Annotated in this window: 19 protein-coding genes and 1 pseudogene; 10 read left to right on the forward strand and 10 right to left on the reverse strand. The window is 57.7% G+C overall.

Going from position 1 to position 19,893, the window contains the following annotated elements; genetic code table 11:
• From E7813_RS10315 to E7813_RS10330, 4 genes are all read right to left on the reverse strand, one after another.
• Positions 1-521, reverse strand: a 521-nt coding sequence (locus E7813_RS10315) for a metallophosphoesterase (RefSeq protein ID WP_291573451.1), incomplete at its 3' end; no start/stop codon positions are given.
• 193 nt (positions 522-714) lie between these two features.
• Positions 715-2,061, reverse strand: a complete 1,347-nt coding sequence (locus E7813_RS10320; RefSeq protein ID WP_291573453.1) for an MmgE/PrpD family protein — start codon at positions 2,059-2,061, stop codon at positions 715-717.
• Positions 2,062-2,210: 149 nt separating this feature from the next.
• Positions 2,211-3,167 carry a hydroxymethylglutaryl-CoA lyase gene (locus E7813_RS10325; RefSeq protein WP_291573455.1) on the reverse strand — a complete coding sequence of 319 codons (957 nt, stop codon included), beginning with the start codon at positions 3,165-3,167 and terminating at the stop codon, positions 2,211-2,213.
• A 96-nt stretch (positions 3,168-3,263) separates the two neighbouring features.
• A complete protein-coding gene (locus E7813_RS10330; protein WP_291573457.1) occupies positions 3,264-3,458 on the reverse strand; it encodes an SDR family oxidoreductase in 195 nt (64 codons plus the stop codon).
• Positions 3,459-3,696: 238 nt separating this feature from the next.
• Here E7813_RS10330 and E7813_RS10335 point away from each other — a divergent pair, with 238 nt between their 5' ends.
• From E7813_RS10335 to E7813_RS10345, 3 genes are read left to right on the forward strand one after another with little or no spacing between them, the layout of a single operon-like run.
• Complete coding sequence (locus E7813_RS10335; RefSeq protein WP_291573459.1) at positions 3,697-4,860, forward strand: CoA transferase; 1,164 nt, start codon at positions 3,697-3,699, stop codon at positions 4,858-4,860.
• Between the two features lie 5 nt (positions 4,861-4,865).
• Complete coding sequence (locus E7813_RS10340) at positions 4,866-5,660, forward strand: enoyl-CoA hydratase-related protein (RefSeq protein WP_291573461.1); 795 nt, start codon at positions 4,866-4,868, stop codon at positions 5,658-5,660.
• 10 nt (positions 5,661-5,670) lie between these two features.
• Entirely contained in the window at positions 5,671-6,852 is a 1,182-nt protein-coding gene (locus tag E7813_RS10345; protein ID WP_291573462.1) for an acyl-CoA dehydrogenase family protein, read from the forward strand.
• Between the two features lie 79 nt (positions 6,853-6,931).
• Here the strand turns inward: E7813_RS10345 and E7813_RS10350 are convergent, their stop codons facing one another.
• From E7813_RS10350 to E7813_RS10365, 4 genes are all read right to left on the reverse strand, one after another.
• Positions 6,932-7,111, reverse strand: a complete 180-nt coding sequence (locus E7813_RS10350; protein WP_291573464.1) for a type II toxin-antitoxin system HigB family toxin — start codon at positions 7,109-7,111, stop codon at positions 6,932-6,934.
• Between the two features lie 208 nt (positions 7,112-7,319).
• A complete protein-coding gene (locus E7813_RS10355) occupies positions 7,320-8,306 on the reverse strand; it encodes a tail fiber domain-containing protein (RefSeq protein WP_291573465.1) in 987 nt (328 codons plus the stop codon).
• A gap of 53 nt (positions 8,307-8,359) precedes the next feature.
• Entirely contained in the window at positions 8,360-8,734 is a 375-nt protein-coding gene (locus E7813_RS10360) for a hypothetical protein (protein ID WP_291573467.1), read from the reverse strand.
• Between the two features lie 756 nt (positions 8,735-9,490).
• Complete coding sequence (locus E7813_RS10365) at positions 9,491-10,483, reverse strand: L,D-transpeptidase family protein (RefSeq protein ID WP_291573469.1); 993 nt, start codon at positions 10,481-10,483, stop codon at positions 9,491-9,493.
• Positions 10,484-10,861: 378 nt separating this feature from the next.
• Here E7813_RS10365 and E7813_RS10370 point away from each other — a divergent pair.
• A pseudogene (locus tag E7813_RS10370) lies at positions 10,862-11,224 on the forward strand (hypothetical protein); the annotation flags it as partial.
• Between the two features lie 673 nt (positions 11,225-11,897).
• On the opposite strand, the gene E7813_RS10375 reads toward E7813_RS10370, so the two are convergent.
• On the reverse strand, positions 11,898-12,650 hold the full coding sequence (locus E7813_RS10375; RefSeq protein ID WP_291573471.1) for an outer membrane beta-barrel protein: 753 nt from the start codon (positions 12,648-12,650) through the stop codon (positions 11,898-11,900).
• 347 nt (positions 12,651-12,997) lie between these two features.
• Here E7813_RS10375 and E7813_RS10380 point away from each other — a divergent pair, with 347 nt between their 5' ends.
• From E7813_RS10380 to E7813_RS10405, 6 genes are all read left to right on the forward strand, one after another.
• Complete coding sequence (locus tag E7813_RS10380; protein WP_291573472.1) at positions 12,998-13,627, forward strand: pyridoxamine 5'-phosphate oxidase family protein; 630 nt, start codon at positions 12,998-13,000, stop codon at positions 13,625-13,627.
• A gap of 368 nt (positions 13,628-13,995) precedes the next feature.
• Positions 13,996-15,399 carry a hypothetical protein gene (locus E7813_RS10385; RefSeq protein ID WP_291573474.1) on the forward strand — a complete coding sequence of 468 codons (1,404 nt, stop codon included), beginning with the start codon at positions 13,996-13,998 and terminating at the stop codon, positions 15,397-15,399.
• A 417-nt stretch (positions 15,400-15,816) separates the two neighbouring features.
• A complete protein-coding gene (locus tag E7813_RS10390) occupies positions 15,817-16,023 on the forward strand; it encodes a DUF2892 domain-containing protein (protein ID WP_291573476.1) in 207 nt (68 codons plus the stop codon).
• A 5-nt stretch (positions 16,024-16,028) separates the two neighbouring features.
• Complete coding sequence (locus E7813_RS10395) at positions 16,029-16,574, forward strand: RNA polymerase sigma factor (RefSeq protein ID WP_092643371.1); 546 nt, start codon at positions 16,029-16,031, stop codon at positions 16,572-16,574.
• A complete protein-coding gene (locus E7813_RS10400; protein ID WP_291573481.1) occupies positions 16,571-16,867 on the forward strand; it encodes a hypothetical protein in 297 nt (98 codons plus the stop codon). Before E7813_RS10395 ends, E7813_RS10400 begins: the two co-directional genes overlap by 4 nt.
• A 15-nt stretch (positions 16,868-16,882) precedes the next feature.
• The gene (locus E7813_RS10405; RefSeq protein ID WP_291573483.1) at positions 16,883-17,392 is read left to right on the forward strand and encodes an isoprenylcysteine carboxylmethyltransferase family protein; all 510 of its coding nucleotides are present in this window, start codon (positions 16,883-16,885) and stop codon (positions 17,390-17,392) included.
• Positions 17,393-18,980: 1,588 nt separating this feature from the next.
• On the opposite strand, the gene E7813_RS10410 is transcribed toward E7813_RS10405, so the two are convergent.
• Positions 18,981-19,436, reverse strand: coding sequence for a nuclear transport factor 2 family protein (locus tag E7813_RS10410; protein WP_291573485.1), 456 nt, complete (start codon positions 19,434-19,436; stop codon positions 18,981-18,983).
• Positions 19,437-19,893: the final 457 nt, after the last annotated feature.

Raw genomic sequence — 19,893 nt, forward strand, 5'->3', positions numbered from 1 at the left:
CTGTTAAGAAACTCGTCGCGAATCCATAAAAGATCCTCATCGCTCTGCTGCTCAAGCGGAACGCCGGGTCGCACACCGGCGTGGCACAGAAAATATCTGCCGTGGGTGTGCGAGGTTCTCAGCGATTGTAGAAAGCTCATGTGCTCCGCGGGCATCGCATCGCGCAGCCGGTCCCTGGCCTCCTTGTAATTTTTTCCCAACATTAGTCCGCTCACGGGTACGCCGTACGAGTGCATGGTTTCAAGACCGCCCAGCCTGCGCCATTGTTCGCCGACCATGGAATCGGCGAGAAAGGACTCGAGCAACACCTCATGGTTACCCTTGAGCGCGATATAGCGGGTCGGAAATGGATTTGCGTGAAGACGGTCAAGTACGCCACGTGACGAAGGGCCCCGATCGATGTAGTCGCCAAGCGTAATTGTCAGCGCCTGACTCCCATGCTCCTCGACGTCACGACAAATGGCCGTAATTACACGGTCGAGAAGGTCCAGTCGGCCGTGGATATCACCGATAACGTACAACCTCTGCCTATCGTTTGGAATTATGGCGTCTTCCACTAATGCAATCCCTCGTCAATCGAGCGGTTTTTTGGCGATTTTCTACAGACGGTTTTTCCAATTTAAGAAGCGCGTTTTCAGCGCGGCTTGCAGCTCGCTCCCCCGCCCTACCAATGGCTTTCACGCTGCCCAGATACACGGCCGAGCGTGCGATATTTTAATTGAGCCGAGTCAGCGCCCTCGCCGGTTCGCTTTCCATGCGGGTGAAGCGTGCATAAAGCTTCGTGGCGGCGATGTCGGAGTGGCCGGCTTCAAGGCAGTTTTCGAACTTGCCAAAGAGATCGGTTTCATCGAGGGGATTCTTGGCATGGCCGCGGGCCCATTTGATCGGCTTACCGATGATGCTGGTCCCGGATTTCAAAGAAACCGTGACCTGGTCGGCGATTGAAGCACCGGCCTGTTCGGGATCGTAGTCCGTGTTGGGGTTTACACCGACCCGGCCCATCAAATCCTGCACCTCGGCGCGCTGGACGAAATCATCGGTGAGTTCGCCAAGCCCGACCCGTTTGGCCAGAACCGAGCTCGCCATGGTGAATTCGATGCTGAACTTGGCAGCAAGGCCAGTGCGAGGCTGATGATTGCGCAGGATCGTCGCGTAGTTCTCGCTGAGCGACACCGAAATGGTTTCGATGTCGTCGGCGCGCAGGTCGTGCTCTTCGACAAGATCTATCATGCCGTCAATCGCCCGATGCGTGCAGTAACAGGCGGGGTATCTTTTAATGTTGAGCCCCTTCGAGGTAATCCGCCAGGTCTCGCCTAACCCGGTCGCGCTGCTCTGACGATCCACTTGCCCAGACGGCGATACGGCGTTGAGAAAACCCTGAGGGTGTTCAATCGCGTCGGCCGAAGCCGTGAAACCTGCCTGAGCCAGACGGGCCGCCATTACCCCCGCATGTGCGGAGCGACCGGCGTGGAACGGCTTGGTCATGGAGCCGAAATTGGCCATCAGGCCCGCGCTCTGCGATGCGCCCAGGCTAATGGCATGGGAGGAAAGGCTCGCGTCGAGCCGGCGCAAAGAGGCACAGGCCGCGGCGGCCGCGATTGATCCGAAGATCCCGGTCGGATGCCATCCCTTGCCATGGTGGAATTCAGTCTCACGACCAATCAGTTCAGCCCAGACCTCATATCCCGCCAGATACGCCACGATCATGTCGTGGCCGGAGACATCGAGTGATTCCGCCTCTGCTAGAATGGCAGGGACCAAGACGGTGCTCGGATGGCCGGATAAAGCGACATCATCGAAGTCGAGCGCATGCGCTGCCACGCCGTTGATCCAGGCCGCCTCCGGCGCTGTCGAGGGCGCACCACTGAAATAAAGCGTGGCATCTCCTGGGGCGGGCTTGAGTACGTCGCGCAGGATCTGGGTCGGACGCTCGTTCCGTCCGGCAATCATGACGCCGACGCAATCGATAAAGCCCATTCGCGCGATGCGGCTAGCTTCTTCCGGAATCCGGTTGGGTGACAAGTTGGCGACGAATTCGCCAAGCGAACGGGTCAGGGACAAGATATCCTCCATCAGTTCGAAGCGTCCTAAGGCGAGTCCAGAGTTCGATTTGCGTTGGTCTGTTTCGGCCCGTTAAGTCGATCCGTCTACGTTTGCATCATAGCCCTTCAGCGACCTTTGGTGTCTGCGAGTCTTGGTGGCCGCGTTTCTCAAGCTCGCTGATTCTTGAAACGCGACAGGGTGCCACCCTTCATCACTTTTCCCGGCAGCGGATGGCCGACCAGGGATTCCGCGAGCTTTGCTGCTTCAACCAGCGCATCCAGATCAATGCCCGTGTCGATACCCATCTCGCCACAGGCGAATACTAAGTCCTCGGTACAGATGTTACCAGCCGCGCCTTTATGGCCTGCGAACGGACAACCGCCAAGACCGCCGACCGAGGAGTCGAATTCGGCCACGCCCATCTCCATGGCCGCGAAGGCGTTAGCTACCGCACAACCACGGGTATCATGCAGATGCAGTTTGATGCGCAGTTCCGGCCAGCGCGACCGCATCTTGCCGACCAGACTTTTCATCTGCGCCGGGCTGCCCCAGCCCATCGTATCGGCGAGTGAAAGCTGTTCCAACTGGCAGCCATTGTCTTCCATGACGTTACGGGCTTGCGACACCAAATCGACCACCTTGTCCTCAGCGATGTAGCCCTCAAAATTGCAGCCGAACGCCGCCATTACGCCGAGCGAGTTCGCTTTGATCCCGGCGTCCTGGTACCGCCCTATCCACACCGGCATCTCGGCCAGGGTTTGCTCGATGCTTCGGTTGGTATTGCGCTGGACGAATGTCTCGCTGGCGGTGAGCGTGAGCTTGCCGTCGACGTCGACGCGTCCATGGCCGATCGCCCGCTCCAGCCCCTTCAGGTTGAGCCATAGCGCTCGGTAGTCCACGCCATCGCGTTTACTGAGCTTGTCGAACACCTCGTTGGTATCGGCCATCTGCGGCACGGCCTTCGGATTAACAAAGGATCCGACCTCTACCTCTTTGATGCCGCATCCGACCAGGGCTTCTATCATTTGGATTTTCTGTTCGGCCGAGAGAATCCTGGGCTCTATTTGAAGACCGTCGCGCGGACCAACCTCTGTAACATGGACGAATTTTGGCAAATCCGACATTTCTTGTTCTCCTTCACTCGCGTCTCTTGGTGCGGCATGTCATTTGATCATGCTGGAATAGATGATACCCGTGCGTGTGGCGGGCTCCCGAGCTCCCTAGAACTGATATCGACGAAGCCCCCCGTCGACGGGGATGACCGCACCCGTGATGTAGCGTGCGAGCGGTGACGCCAGAAACACCGCCAGCACCGCAAGGTCCTCGGGCTCACCCCAATGACCCACGGGAATTTCCGTCTCGGCAAATTGCTTTCGGTAGTCTTCCGGATAATTGCGACGAATTTGCTCGCTCATAATCCGGCCCGGCGGGATACAGTTGACCGTCATGCCATGAGCGCCAAGCTCCTAGACCGCCCTTTTGCCCAGGCGTGCACCGCAGCTTTTGCGGCGAAGGCCGCATTGAACCCCTCCGGTTCGGATTTCCCTGTGATATTGATAATACCTCCCCACTGACGTTGTATCATTTGCGGGAACAACGCATGAGCCACTTGCCGATAGCGATGTTACATTGAAAGGGCCCGCGATCACTCCAATGGACCTTAAAAAAAGTCAAGGCGGCAGCAAACCTCTGGAAGGTCTAACGGTCGTTGAGATCGGGCATAGTGTTGCGGCTCCGTATGCAGGCTTGGTGCTGTCGGACCTTGGCGCTGAAGTCATCAAAGTTGAGAACCCGAAAGCGGGCGATACCGCGCGAGGTTGGGGACCACCTTTTTGGGACAACGATGCCTCGCTGTTCCACGCGCTTAATCGTGGCAAAAAGGGGCTGGCTGTCGATCTCGGCGACAGCCAACAGGCCTCCGCTCTAAAGCGATTGATCTTGGGGCGCGCCGACGTCGTGATCCAGAATTTGCGCGCCGGTGCGGTCGATGCGTATGGCCTCGGAGCTGAAGCGCTAAGGCGCGAGAAGCCTGAGTTGATCTATTGTGACCTCAGCGCCTTCGGCGGTGGCGGGCCATTGGCGGACAAGCCCGGTTACGATCCCCTGATGCAGGCGTTTGGAGGATTGATGAGCGTCACTGGGGAGGGTCGAGGACGGCCGCCCGTTCGCGTCGGGGTCTCAATCGTCGACATGGGAGCTGGCATGTGGGCGGTCATCGGCATACTGGCGAGCCTTTTTGAGCGTGCTTCTTCGAAGCGCGGCTCAATCGTTCAAACGTCGCTGTTCGAAACCGCACTTGCCTGGATGGCGGTACCGATGGCGGCCTATCAGGCCTCCGGAGAGCTTCGTCCGCCCTATGGCTCAGGCACCGCAGAGATCGTGCCCTATCAGTGTTTTATGACCCGAGATGGCTGGCTGATGATCGCGGTCGGGAGCGACGGGCTGTTTTCGAAATTCAGCGCCGCCCTTGGTTGCCCTGACTGGGCGGCGGATCCGCGCTTTGCGACCAACGGCAACCGTGTAGCAAATCGGGACGTCCTGTTGCCGATGATCGAGGACATTGTCCGGCACCAGCCGCTCACCGACCTGATGGAGCGGCTCGATGCGGTGGGTGTCCCGAATGCGCCGCTGCAAACCATCGACCAGGTCGCAGCGCATCCCCAAACCCAGGAACTCGGCATCGTCCAAACAGGGCCAAAAAAAGCGCTGCCGTTGATGGGCCTGCCGCTCAGCTTCGACGGCACACGACCTGCCCTAAAATGGCCGACGCCGGCTCTCGGCGAGCATAATTCCCAATTTCTCAAAAAGGACGACTGACCATCATGCGCGACCAGTACGAGACCATCCTCTTAGCTCGACCGGAGCCGAACATCCTGCTCGTGACGTTAAACCGGCCTGGCTCGGCCAACGCCATGAATACCCAGATGGGGCTTGATTTGCTCGAACTCTTCAGTGAACTCGGCGCTAATCAGGACTTATGCAGGGCTGTTATTCTAACCGGCGCCGGCGAAAAAGCGTTCTGCTCCGGCGGTGACCTTAAACAACGCCATGGGATGTCGGATGCGGATTGGCAGACCCAACATCTCATCTTCGAGCGAAAAGTAAGGGCGCTAATCGATTGCCCGATGCCGGTCATCGCAGCGGTGAACGGTGCGGCTTATGCTGGCGGCTGCGAGATCGCGCTGGCTTGCGACTTCATCTACGCGGCACGTCACGCCCGCTTCGCTTTGACCGAGGTAACGATCGGGATCATGCCCGGTGCCGGCGGAACCCAAACGCTCCCTCGTGCCGTCGGCGAACGCCGAGCCAAGGAACTGCTGCTCACCGGAAAACCCTTCACCGCGGAAGATGCGGAAAGTTGGGGCATGGTCAACAGGATATGCGAACCCGCGAAGCTTCTAGATGAAGCAATCGCAACCGCGAAACTCATCGCCGCAAATGCGCCGATCTCGATCCGCCAGGCCAAGCGCTCCATGCATCACGGGCTTTCGATGAGCCTTGCCGACGGCATGCTGTTCGAAATCGAGGCCTACCACCGAATGGTCCCTACTGAAGACAGGCGCGAGGGGATTGCCTCTTTCAATGAGAAGCGCAAGCCGGTGTTCCGCGGCCGATAGGGAGAAAAACATGGATGCTTTACACGCGCGCGACGTCGCCGTCGAACTGGGAAGAGACTACCCCGAGCTTCGTGATGCGGTGAGCCGCGTTTGCGAGCGGTATCCTGGCGAGTACTGGCGTGGGCTCGATGCAAAATTAGACTACCCCAGCGCGTTCGTGAAGGAACTCACGCAAGGAGGTTTCCTAAGCGCGCTTATTCCCGAACAGTACGGTGGAACGGGTCTGCCGCTGAGAGCTGCCGCTGTGATACTTGAAGAGATCAATGCATCCGGTTGCACAGCATCGCCAGCCCATGCCCAGATGTATATCATGGGCACCCTGTTGCGGCACGGCAGTGAGCAGCAGAAGCAGCGCTACCTGCCCCAGATTGCCTCTGGCGAATTGCGGCTGCAAGCCTTTGGCGTCACGGAGCCCGCGACCGGCTCCGATACCACTAAGCTTAAAACCCGCGCCGAGCGGCGGGGTGACATCTACCTCGTCACCGGACAGAAAGTCTGGACATCGCGAGCACTGCATTCTGACTTAATGCTACTGCTCGCGCGCACGACGCCCGCCGACCAAGTGCAAAAGAAGACCGATGGCCTTTCGGTTTTTCTGGTGGATTTGCGTAACAGCCGCGGGCTCGACATTCGCCCCATCAAGGCGATGATTAACCACCACGCCACCGAAATCTTTATGGATGGCCTGGAAGTGCCTGCCGAAAACCTAATCGGGCAGGAAGGAAAAGGCTTCCGCTACATTCTCGACGGCATGAATGCGGAACGTATATTGGTGGCGTCAGAATGTGTCGGCGATGGTCGCTGGCTGCTGAAAAAGTCGGTGAACTACGCCAACGAACGCCGGGTGTTCGATCGACCCATCGGACAGAACCAAGGCGTTCAATTTCCGCTCGCGCGGGCTTATGCAGAACTGGAGGCAGCCGACATGATGTGTCGGCGCGCGGCAGCTCTGTTCTCGGCCGGTCAGGATTGCGGGGCGGACGCAAATATCGCAAAGCTGCTTGCTTCGGAAGCGACTTGGAAAGCAGCGGAAGCGGCGATACAGACCCACGGTGGGTTCGGTTTCGCAAGCGAGTACGACATCGAGCGAAAGTGGCGAGAAAGTCGCCTCTACCAAGTGGCGCCGATTTCCACCAACTTGATTCTTGCCTATATCGCCCAGCACGTCCTGGGGATGCCACGTTCCTATTGATGAAATGTCGCGTTAGAGCGATGTTTGTGCGGCATCACGCGAGCTGGCCAATCGATGGCTTACGGGTTCTGAAATGGTCTCAGGTGCTCAAAGAGCTGTAGACGACGCAATAACGATAAATGATCCACCCCATGATGCGATCCTTGTTGCCGGCGATATTGAATACCGCGCGACCGTCGTGGAGAATGCTCACGCTGCCGATGGCTCGCTTGACGTCCGCCGGCGTCGCCCAGTCAGCTTCGTTGACCTGCCGGACCAAGCCATCAATGGTTCGCGCGCATCAGCATGCGCGGGGCTTCGGCTGATGAAACCCGCCTTTGATGGTGGCGCCGTTCTGCGGCCACACGAAATACAGCACGGCGTCCTTGCCCGCGGGCTTGCCCTGGCCTTGCGCGGCACCCGCGTTCTCGGCCGCAATCGTGGCGACCCCAAGCGGCCGTCGCGAAAGGATTAGCGGCCCATCGCGGTTACGGATGCGCCGACCACTCCTCAAATGTCTGAAACTTCAGCCCCAGCTGCCCGTAGTCGACCCGCAGATAGCCGTCGTCGCCCCTGATGACGGCCGCTGGAGCCCTCAACAAGACTTCCTGGGCCATGACGCCCACATAGAGCGTGTCGCTCCAAAGATAACGGAAGCTGTAGAGGTGAAGGCCATTAGGGGTCCGTCCGACCTCAGCGATGTCGCGCTTAAGACGGAGGTCGGAACCTGTAATGGTGGGACTCGAGGTAGGCGGTGGTTTAACCACCGGGGCCGGGACGCGCACTTGGGGCGTCTGCACCCGGACGCCGGGTCGCAGCGACGGGACCCGGTGCAACATAGGGATCGCCGAGCCGCCGATCGAGAGCAGGCCGGATGCAATCGCCCCATAATCCGGATGGGCGTCCGGGGCCAATTCAGGATCGGCCACCGCCTCCTGCAGCACGCTCGGCCGTTTGGCGACGCGTTGAATGGCTTTCTTTCGCGCCTCCGCCGAGTTCTTGCGCTCCTGCATGTATTTGTCGACCGCGATCTTGATATCTTCGGCAGCCACGTCGGGCTCATCTTGCCTTACGAACGCAGCGGGAATGATAATTTTTGCAAGTCGCGTGGCATCGCCCTTGGGATCGGAAAAATACTCAAAGTACTTGGTCTTTAGCAGAGCCAGGACAGCACTTTCGTAGGCCTCTTGATCCTTGAAGCGCTCACCGAATGTCGGCTTGGGGTCGGGCAGGCCGCTCAGCGGCTTCATTCCGCCGTTCTGCCAATCCGGCACCGGTGAGGAGTTTGACTTCTGCACCGGCGCTTCCTCCTTGGTGTCCGGCGGGTCAAACAGGTGATCAACGACATCATCGACCTTCTTGCCGAATCCGGATTCCTCCGCCAGCGTGGTCGTTGTGCCCGTCACTAGGACGCTTGCGCTGAACAAGGTGGCCATTGCAAAGCGGCGCATCATTTCCTCCACGTCAAACCGCATTCGGTCTCGGCGCAACGCAATGATCACGGGGATCAGATAAGCCGTGCCAGGTTCTAGTACTTCGCTGCAGCCGACGGACTGGATGTGGCTTCGCGCAGAATCGTCAATTCAAGTTTGCTATCTCCCGCGCGGCGCGCCGCGGCCGCCGCCGCCTTGAACTGATCGGCAGCAACGGTCGGATATCTTTCAAGGGTGGCCCGGGCCGCATAAAGCGAGAAGTCCGCCTCGTCGCAATCCTTGGCGGGCCTTCTAAGCGTATCGCAGGACAATGATTTCGGCTTGGTGGAAGCGGGCTGTATGCTCGCCCCAGCGGCCGGCGCTGCCGCTACAACCGGTTCGCCCACCCGGCTGGTCGTGCAGCAGCTCGCGGTCAGGGTGCGCCCGTCCGCCGAAAGCGTGGATGAAGTCGAGGTTTCGATGGAAATCAAGGTGTTGCCCTCACAGGTCCAGGTCCCTTCGGAAGGGCACAGCGGACATGTTATGTGTGATGTTCCGTTCGGCCGAACCAGAAGGGGGTAGGTCTGTCCGGTGGCATTGACCCGTACTGTCCACGAGCCCACGAATTTCTGGGCGCAGGCCGCCGGTGGCGCGGCTGCCGCCGGTCCAAGCGCCAACAGCAACAATCCCGCCACCAAGAAGAAAATATGGCTGCCAGTACGCATTAACTCCCCCATCGCATCCTAGCCGTTCACGGCTGGAATTGCCAAGAGGGGGCCGGTTGAGGCCTGCCACGCTTGATTTTGACGCCCCATGACGTTGCGGTTACGGATTCGTTGACCAGTCTCGTCAGATAATTTGACACCGAGCAGGTATTTCGAGAAGGGAGGCTCTGGCTCATAATGTTGCTACCAGAGGCTACTTTGTAAATTCAGGGCGAGTGGCCTCGGCATCAGAGTTCCTCATATCCCAGATTTCGCCCTGACGGGCTTTCGGAGCCGCACACCGGGTCCTCCGCCGTTCTCGTCGATGAACTCGACGTGCGTCATCAGTTAGGGCTGGAGCATTAAAGGCGCCTCACGCAAGACTTTTGGGCATATCGGTCAGCGTGACCATAGGCGTCATCGGATGACCGCCGCCCCCGCCGCCGCTTCGGTGATGGTGAGCACCACCCCGCCGCGACGACATGCGCGCATTCGATTATTTTCCAGATTTCCCCTTGCGGGCTTTCGGCGAGACCTTGGGTGTCAGCGTGATGCCTGCTTGCCTTCGACAAAGTTAACCTCAACGCCCTTCTTGACTGATCTCGCCAATCGCTCCACGTCCCAGTTCGTCATTCTGACGCAGCCGTGTGACTCGGATTTACTGACCCGCGACGGTTCAGCCGTTCCATGAATGCCGTAGCCGCTCTCTGAGAGGCCTATCCACATTGTGCCGACCGGGTTGTTGGGACCGGCGTTGATCGTAAAGGGCTTCGTCGACTCAACGCCCTTAAATTTGTATTTTGGATCATATCGGTACGTCGGATTGGGCTCAATTGATACAATCTTTAAAGTGCCTGATGGTGTGGGTTTCTCGTCGCTGCCAACACTGGCCGGATAAAATGCGACAAGGGTTCCATCCTTCGCGAAAGTTTTCACTGTCTCTCGACCCTTGTCGACTTCGATGCGTGCGACCTTAATCGATTGTTTGTCGGCTGGGAGACTGACCACGTTGATCTTGTCGCCGACGTGATCGAACTTCTTTTCCGGGTTGATCTCTGCCAACAGGTCCTCACTCATATGGAAGTGTTCACTCAGAGCCTCCTTCGAGCTCGTATAGCTCAACCTCTTCAGTGATTTCTTATCCTCCAATTTGGACGGCAGCTTGTCGATGAATGGTCCCTTCACATCCAGATCTGTCAGGACGTATTCAACGATCACGGCCTCGCTGGAGATTTGCTGAAGCTTGGACCATATTTCCGGGGTAAGAACCTTTCCGGAAGGAAGACCGTTCGCTTCTGCGAAGGCCCGAAGTGCCTTCTCGACATTGTCGCCGAACCTGCCGTCGATCTCACCTGGAGAGAACCGAGCTCGATCAAGGAGCGCCTGAACCTTGACCGCGAGAGGGTTGATCCGATCCCCGGTTGGAAGCTTTCTTTCAAAGCTAGCCGCGTTGATCGCGTCGGGCTTAAGCTCAGCCCCGGCTGCTGGAAGCTGGAGAAGGGCCGTGAGTGCGAGTGCTGCGATCCACTGTCTCATTGATGCCTCTGGCCGGCTTTTATAGGCCGTGCTCCTGACAAGGCTTTTCGGTTTCCCGAGTTCCATCACTGCGGAAAGATAGAATGAATATGGCGCCATTTGGCGGGCGGATGGATTCGACAGCCATCTGTTAGGATTCGTCACGGACGACTTGGATGGCCGCCGGTATCGCGGATGCCCTTGCGTTCACAAGGTCAGCGCCGACATTAACGCTGGAATATCCAAGCCCTCATTTTTTCTTGGGATCTTTGTCGCGGGGCTTTCGCAAACGGACGCCCGCGCCGCCTCCATTTTCGTCGATAAATTCGACACCAGCTGCCCGCAACGCGCCGCGTAACGGCAAAGACCGTTCGGTTGCGCGACAGGGATCACCGACAATTTGTATCGCTTCAACCATGCCTCGTCTGTGGCCGCACGCCTGCTGATGCACACCACTTGCGTTTTGCGCAACCTAGCGCACTGGGTCGCAAGGTCAGCGACGAATTCACGGTCCCGGTCTGCAGGATGCATCATCGCGAGTTACATCGACATGGTGACGAGGCGTCGTGGTGGAAAGCAATCGATATAGATCCGCTCCCGGTCGCCTTGGCACTATGGGAGCACACGAGGCTCAATGGCGCCGGTGGCGTTGACGCAGGCCCCGAGAATGCGACGTCGCCAGATGACCTCGGCGTCGCGCTGGCGAGCCGTGATCCTGCGACGTCTAACCGGGAACGATCAAAGAGGACTGTCGTTCGATGACCTCGCTCCGACAAATCGAAGCCAATAGGTACAATGCAATAAAAAGTACCGGACCGAAAACGGAAGCCGGCAAGATGCGATCGCGGCGGAACTTCCTACCCTTCGAGGGTGCTATCCTACTTCGGACACTTGCGTTTTGAACAGGACATCAAAAGCGGGCTGATCAGGATTCGGCGTCTGGTGAGCATGGGCACCATTCAAAGCACCGACGTCTTCGCGGTAGCAATTGTCCTGCCTTGAAATTTTAGCGTTTGGTTGGAACGAATGGGCATCCGGGCAACTTAGTCACACGATACCGGACGCACTCGCCCAGTGCATCCGATGGAATAACGGCCTCAGTTTCCCCCAAACTGGGGCCGTTCTTTTGGCCACTAAGTGCAACCGAAATCGTCGCGGATGCGGCTGGATGTTAGGCCCAATGTCCGAGTCGGGTCGAAAGCAGACCTCGCGGCCCTGAAACGCGACTTCCGCTTTAACCCCAAAAGCGGACATGTAGCGACACGACGGCGATGTCCGCTAAGTTCCAATACCGGAAGTCGCAATCAAAAGTCGCAGCAAAGAAAAAGCAGCCCGAAGGCGGCTTCACAATTATAGCTCGATAATCGTTGATCAAGCCGCTACTAGTGCTGGCTCTGACTACCCGCGCAGTGCCGGTCGCAAAGGGCCAAAGGTTCTAAAATCGATAGGAGATTCCACCTTTAATCATGTTCAGGGACGAAGTAGCGCTTCTCAAAGGCGACGAAAATGCGCCTGAGGCATTGACTTCGTTGATGCTGAAATTCGCCGTAGCGAATTTCACGTAATCGTATTCTATTTTAGCCGACCAATGTGGCATAAAGCCCCACTCAAGGCCGCCGCCAACGGTCCAGCCGTTGCGCGTCTCTGACGAAGTGGTCTGCGCCACAAATGCGCCGCCCGGCGTGTTGGTGACGGATGTAGCGTTGAAGCCGGCCCAAGCGCCGCCGCCCTTGGCAAAAAGCAGCAAGTTGTTCATGGCGTAGCCGATGCGGCCAGTGACAGTCGCGATCCATCGCACGGAATTTGATTCGCTCGCGATGTCGCCGTTCACGACACTGATGTCGGTTGCATGGCCGGTGAGGTTTGCCCACGTATAATCGCCGTCAATGCCCACGACGAATTGGCTGATCTGGTAGTTGTAGCCTGTGTAGGCACCGCCTAACGGGCCGTTGTCATGGACCGGATTGAATACAGTGCCTGGCGGGAACGCCGCATTGGGATTGTTGGTGACAACGCTAACCTGTTCGGTCGCCCAGCCGCCGCCAAACTCACCGCCAGCGTAGAAGCCCGTCCAGTTGTACACCGCCGCAGCGGGCATGGGTGGGGCTTTCAGCGGTAGATCGGCCGCGGAAGCAGTTGCGACTGGCATCACCGAAAGAAAGGATAGCGAAACCGTTAGCCAGCGCATGACGATCCTTCTGATAGCCAATGAAGAACGGACTGAGTGTGCGCTACTGGCGCGTCGACTCATATGGCAGTATAACTATACGAAAGGCCGCTCGCCGAAGCTGTACCCCCACGGCAACACTTTTCCATTTTTCTTTGTTCCGGCAAAGAAGGGAAGGCACTTTGAATCTTAGCTTGCGGACCTTTTCCATCACGGTCTTGGGTTCGTCTAGATGATAAAATCTGCCCCCGATCACTTGCTGCGATAGATGTCCGTTCTGGGTCAAAAGCGGGCGCATCTGGCCCGTCGCGCGGGGGGCGGCGGTCTGCTATGAAGCGAGACAAGCCGCAGTCAGCGCCGAGGCCCCCATGACCGACCCGATCGACCGCGCCGCCTTCTACCACGACGGCATGCGTGAGCTACAGGACCGCTTCGACGGCCGCCGTGTCGCCGACGGCCTCGAGAAGCATCGCCTTCACTTCGAGTTCTGGGAGCAGGACTACAAGCTCATCGAAGAGGCGCGATTCTTTTTCATCGCGACGAGCTATCAGGATAACGTCGATTGTTCTATGCGTTCTGGCGATCCCGGCTTCGTCAGAATTACCGGGCCCGACACGCTCGAATACCCCGAATACGACGGCAACAACATGTACCGCACACTCGGGAATATCCACCGGAACCCGAACGTCGGGCTGCTGTTCGTGCGCCTCGACGGCAAGACGTTTCGCACGCGCATTCGAGGCAAAGCAACGATCCACGACAGCGCGGAAACGCTTGCAGGGCATCATGGCGCGAAAGTCGTTGTCGTCGTCAAATGCGAGATCTTCCCAAACTGCCCGCGCTACGTTCCAGACCTGATGGGCGCTTCCGCGGCTGTACCGGCGAATCCGTTCGTTCCCCGACCCGGATATGAGCCGCCGCCACCGGAATGGAAAAGCCGGGATTACCTCAAAGACGTGCTCTCGAAGTACGATCCGCATCGGAAACGTGAGGCATAGCGGGCAGCGCCACAAGCCTTAGCTGGCCCCGGCAGATGTCCGATCCGGGTCATTCTCGACCAAATCGTGCCGTCCCGAAGATGTCCGGTTTATCCCCGATAGCGACTGAACTGCGGACATCGTTGGGGGTCCGTTTTGTGCCATAAACAGACACGACCCGCGATTATTGAGGGATAGACCGTCTTTTAAATCTAGATTCTTATTACCCGAACGCCGACGTACCAATCGCAGCGTCGAACCGCTACCACCGGGCCGGCAAAACCGATAGGATGGCAGGGCATAAAGCCAAACAGACTTTAGCGCTTGGCCCAGTTCACTTGCGAAATCCAATTTGCTCGATTGAGCTCCAATTCCAAGCAGATTGTAAAATGTGGTTTCAGATTGTCGCCTGGATAGCGTTGTTGATTGCATCGGCATTTTTTGCGGGCGCAACACTCGACCTTGATCCGACTCAAATCTCAATTCATTTTTCGACGTTACCAGGTCCCCAGCGGTTTGCGCTCGCCACCATCCTGTTCACGACCTTGTCGCTGATCGGGGCATCCGTGTGGCAAGCCTACAGCCTAGCGCGCCAAAACAAGTTATTAAGGGATCGCCTTAGAGGCCTCCGACAGGGGGCCTTGGCCGTGCAAGGATCGCAAAATCAGTTAGGCACGACGATCCAGCATCTCGTCGACAAAGACCCCGAGGAAGCAATCGCATCACTTCATAAAACGCTCGCGGATAGTGAGCAAAGGGCTTCCCTACTACAGAGCCAAACTGAATCCGTTGATATTCAAGATAGGCTTGACGAGATACGACGCCGCCAGCAAGCTCTTCGAGAGATGATCGGCATAGTGGCCGAAAAGCGGCGGGTTATCGAGCCTGTATTTGGTGAACTAAAGGATCGGCTACGTCAGCTTGAGAGGTGGCTTACGGATCTTGAGGTCGACGACAACAAAAACAATCTTGCCGATCGCGCGAAGGAACTGGAGCAGAACGTATCTGTGATCCATGCAAGGCAAAGCTTGCTACAAGAAACAATGGCAACGCTGAAAAGATTCAAAGAAGAGTTGGGTAAATCGCATGCCGAGCTTGTGCCCCTGCGCTCACCGGAAGCAGGCATCAACGCCTTGATCGCTGAATTGCGGTTACGTCACGATCAGCTGACGGTTACCCTTGATGAACTAGAATCCAGCGGTGACGAAAAGCTTACCTCACGCGTGGAAACGCTCTCCAGGGACAAACTCGATATCGAACATAGGGTTGCCCGTCTTGATGATTGCTTCAATATTTTGGATACGATTCGCTTGGATTTTGAAGAGCTCCGTGAACGCCAGGATCATTTGGAGCGCTCACTGGCGGAAGTCGAGACAGATCCTGGCGGGAAGACGCTTGCTGATCGGCAGATCGCGCTAAACGAATTCATTATACGGTCCCGATTACGTCTCAGGAACTTGCACGATACGTCGGCGACGCTGAACCAATTCAAGGAAGAGTTGGCCAAGTCGCAGGCCGACCTCGTACCTCTACAAGCACCAGGCTCCGGCATCGAGGCATTGATCGGTGAAGTGAATACCTATCGCGACATCCTCATCAAAACCCTCAGCGAGATCGAATTCAAGGACGATGAAAAACTTGACTCACGCGTGGCGACGCTCTCCAGGGGTAAACTTGAGGTCGATGAGAGAATTGCTCACATTTTTGAAGAGTTCCAAAAGCTTGATTCAATGCGAAAGAATATCGGAGAAATATTCACGAGCATAAGAAGCACCCTCAATAGAATAGGTTGAAGCCTGAGAAAATTAACCGAGAGCGGTTCGGTCGCGGAAACCGAATGTCCGCTTTGGGTCAAAGGCGGAAATACTCGACGCGAGCAGATGTTTTCCGCTTTACCTCCGAAAGCGGACATCCGGCGGACGGTCTGGGATGTCCGTTAAGTGCCATTAGCGACTAATGCAGTGCAGCAAATAGCGTCCTATTCGATCACCTCTTTGGCGCGGGCGGGAGTTTTGCCGGATCGTATGTCCACACCCCCCGATGCCTGGCGTTCCTCAGCGGCTCAAGGCCCGCACCCGACGCCCACGCCAGCCTGCTGAAGCTGCCACCCCTCAAATTATTTTTTGTGCCGCGACCCCGGCGCCGGGTTTGCGCCCTCTTGTCTGGGTGAATGCGCCATAGCGGCGCGTCACCAACCGGAGCACAGAACCATGTGGTATAGGAAGAACGTTGGCGGGTGGGAGCGCGCAGCCAGGCTGATCGGCGGGGGCTTGATGCTCATCTGCGGCTTGGTTGCGCTGCACGCTTCGCCGCTCGGGCTACTGCTCAGCGGCGCGGGTGTCGTGACGCTGGTCACCGGCGTGTTCGGCTATTGCCCTGCCTGCGCCATCGCCGGGCGCGAGCCACTGAAGGGGTGACCGCCTTGGCGCGCGTATCAGACGATCTCTTGCTCGCGGCACAGTCGGGTGACCGGCACGCGCTGACACAGCTATTGGTGGCGCTGCAGCCGGACATTCGACGCTACGCCCGGCGCCATTGCCACCGCACCTCGGTCATCGAAGATGTGGTGCAAGAAGCCCTCATCGTCGTGTACCGGCGCGTGGGTACGATCCGCAGTCCAGCCGCACTCGCCGGCTGGCTAGTGACCGTCATCGCCCGCCTATGCATGCTGCCCGCGCTGATGCTGATGCGCGGAGTCGAGGAGCTCGCCAGCCTGGAAGAGTCACGCGAGCTCGCAAAGGTCCCGCCGGACGAGTTACGCATGGACTTGGTCAATGCGATCGAGTCGCTTTCGCCGTCCCATCGCGAAGTACTGCTGCTGCGAGATCTCGAAGATCTGACGATTGGGGAAATCGCCGGGCGGCTCGGCGTGACGCGCGAAGCTGCCAAAAGCCGCCTGCGCCGCGCCCGCACATTGGTGCGCGAATACCTGCTCGGCACAAAGGACAGCGGACGAGAGAGCACATGAAATACTTTCGTGGAGTCGGCATGTTCGGGAGCGCCTTCCTGGGCGCACACCTGATGCGCGGCGCAGCTGCGGCGGCGCTACTCGCGTGGGCCATCGTCCACCAGACCGCGCACCCTTGGCTATCCTTGGGCGCGGGCGTTGCCGCCCTCGTCGCGCTACGCGGATGCCCGATGTGCTGGACTGTGGGCTTGGTCGAGACGCTTTCGCAGGGCCGTCGCGATTCAACGATAAGATACGATGAGGCCGTCGATCGCGACCGCGTCGCTATCGCGGGTGCACGCTGGGATTTGTGAGGCCGGAGCAACATCATGACCAGAGGCTTGGCAGTTCTGGGGTCGGCGGTCTTTTTTCTGATTGCCCCCACCACGGTCGCCGGTGTCGTGCCGTGGTGGATTTCGCGATGGCGTCTGCAAGCGCCGTTCTTCGATCTCCAGCTTATCCGATGGTTCGGCGTGGTTCTGATCCTGCTCGGCATTCCGGTGTTGGTCGAAACCTTCACACGATTTGCGCTGCAAGGCGGCGGCACGCCAGCGCCGGTCGCACCAACGCAACATTTGGTGATCACCGGCCCCAATCGTTATGTCCGCAATCCGATCTATCTTGCCCTAGTGGCGATTGTACTTGGCCAAGGACTGATCCTCGGAGACGCAAGGCTTCTGGTCTACGGCGCGCTACTGTGGATCGGCTTCCACATCTTCGTTCTGGCTTATGAGGAGCCGACGCTGCGTAGGACATTTGGAGCGGAGTACGACACCTATTGCGCCAACGTGTCGCGCTGGTTGCCACGCTTGCCCGGCTCTACGTCGGCGTCGTCCTGATCGACCGCGAGCGCGAGTGCCGCGGCCATCGTCGCTGGATCGTGGGCGTTGTGTACGATCACATGTGCCAGCAACAGTGTGACCAGCGCATCGGCTACCCGGCGGGGTTACGACCGGGCAACATGTCCCAGATCGGGGCGCGTAGCGCCTATCTCGCATTGCGGGATTTCGATCCGGCTATGTCTCTTGTGGGTCAGAAGCGGACCTCACGGCTCCGAAATACGACTTCCGTTATTCCTCCGAAAGCGGACATCGGGCGGACATCGCGCCATGTCCGTTTTGTGCCAATAGCGGTCTTCGTATCGTGCGATGTGTATTGTGCGGCGTTATCGAGACTAAGGCCACCATCATTGAACTGAAACAGTGTATGTATCTTGGACTGGGGCGGCATTTCCGAACTTCGCCTCCAGTACAAAACTGTCCGTTCCTTGGAAGCCTCGGACAGAGGTGTATTCGATCTTCACTCCTCTCGCTGGCTTTCCTAGGCAATGGTCAGTTGAATTGAAGCGGTTGAACCGCCTTATGTAGACACCCTGGATGGTCCTCAATTTTCCATGTTGGGGCAGCACCGCTATCCGGACCGTTCCGGCAATTTCAGTACAATCGCTCTCCTTCCAAGATTGATACTGCCACATGATCGTAGGACGTCCTGACTTCGCAATACGATCAAACGATAGTGCAAGCCCCGCGTCGGTTGCGAGCAATAGAGCGGCCAAGCAGCCAACAAATGCCATAGCATTTCGCATTGTTCTGGACCAATCTAACCCGCGTCTTAGGTCAGCCAATTCGCCGCCACCGTGCGGGATGCCGGTATCGTCCCCAGTCAAAGGCTCGTCGCGACTGATGCTCATCGACGACTAGGCAAACAGATTTTTTGTCCTAGTACAAGGTTTCGGGGGCCTAGCGGAAAGCGGACATCACGGCCCCGAGGTGCGCTTTGCCCCCAAGACTGGACATCGTCGGTGCGGTGAAACCGGCGTCAATGAACCTGATGTCGGCGGTCTTGAAGATCACCACCACGGGCGGCGACGGGCAGTGCGACCTAGGTGCCGACAATCAGCGAACTCTGTCCGGGGGGCACCGCGAGATCATTCCACGTTGATGGTATAGTCGTCCCTGAAGGATGATCCGTCCGGGCCACTTACCTCCAACGAAAAGGTATCAGTGCCGTGAAAGCCCCGATTGGATGTATATGACACTTCGAAGCCCGTGATCGGCCTGCCGTAGCAGTGATTATCGGAATCGGCCCGGGACAGTCCAATAGTGGAGGCCACAGTACGATGTGTGAGCCTGCCTTGTTGGGGCTTCACCAAAATTCTGGTCATGCCGCCGTCGCTTTTGCACTGGTGATTCCACGATTTGTTATTGCCTATCATTAGCGTCCTTCCGCTGACAGCCGTTCGGGTCCGAGATTCTGCCAGTGCCAGATCAGGGGCCAGAAGAGCGAGCATACAAGTTACAGCCAATAGCTTCATATTTGAGCCCCCGGACAGGATGTCTGACAAAACATAGACCTGGCGGTAGAGATGGTGAAAGATCTTCTTGGTGAAAAATTATTTTTACGGTTGAAAAATATCTTTCCGAAAAATTATGGCGCTGCCACGTTGACGGTCTCTTCGAAGATTTTCACTCCATCGCCTTCGCGAATCAAAAGCGCCGAATAGTAGCCACGATACTGCTGGCCATTGCCGAGTTTGGCTTGCCATTCTCCGGCGTTGAAAACCATATTGCCTTCTAAACGCGAGACTGTCCGCCGCACGCTATAATCGTGTAGCCCGAGATCAACAACTACTCTTTGCAGTTCGCGACCGATTGCGTCTCGACCACGGAAAATACCCGATGGTGTGATGCGAACTCCATTTTCGCTAAAAAATCCTGCCATGGCGGCTACGTCTTTGCGGTTGTATGCCTCCGCGAAATCCGACTGCATTTTTTCAAAAATCTCACCGCCGGCCCCAGGTTCAATCGGCTGCGTCGACGCTGGAGTTACCACGGCAAATAGCATAGCAGCCGCCACACTCCTTGCAGTCTTACCTGTGGCCATCGCTCCCTCCCATGATTTGGGTCCCATCCTCGCAGAAAACGTGTCCTGTTGAAAATGGGACCCATTGAGACAGACGCCGAGTTCAAATCCTGTGACTGCTGATTTATAGGCGGGGGTGCCGGGGGTAGTACGGGGTCCGTTGGGCGCGCCCAGGCCGATGGGACTGGGCGGCCCGCGCGATTATCAGGCGGCCTGCGTCACGCGCCAGATAGGCTGACGATGAACAAGCTGTCGAGCGATGGCTGCAAGGTCACCGCGACGATCTTGCAGGCTGGGATTGGATGAGGACTGATGTCGATGCCAAGATGTCTGCTATTGAGCGCATAACGGACTCAACCCGGACATCGGGCCATGTCCGTTTAGTGCCATGTGTGGACGGCTCCGGGTTGGCAAGAGCTTTTTTTCACGTTTTGCAGCATTGGTCGGTGCAGCCATGTGTTCGGCCTGTAGATGCGGT

The organism is Bradyrhizobium sp. (genome assembly GCF_004799405.1).
Lineage (GTDB): Bacteria > Pseudomonadota > Alphaproteobacteria > Rhizobiales > Xanthobacteraceae > Bradyrhizobium.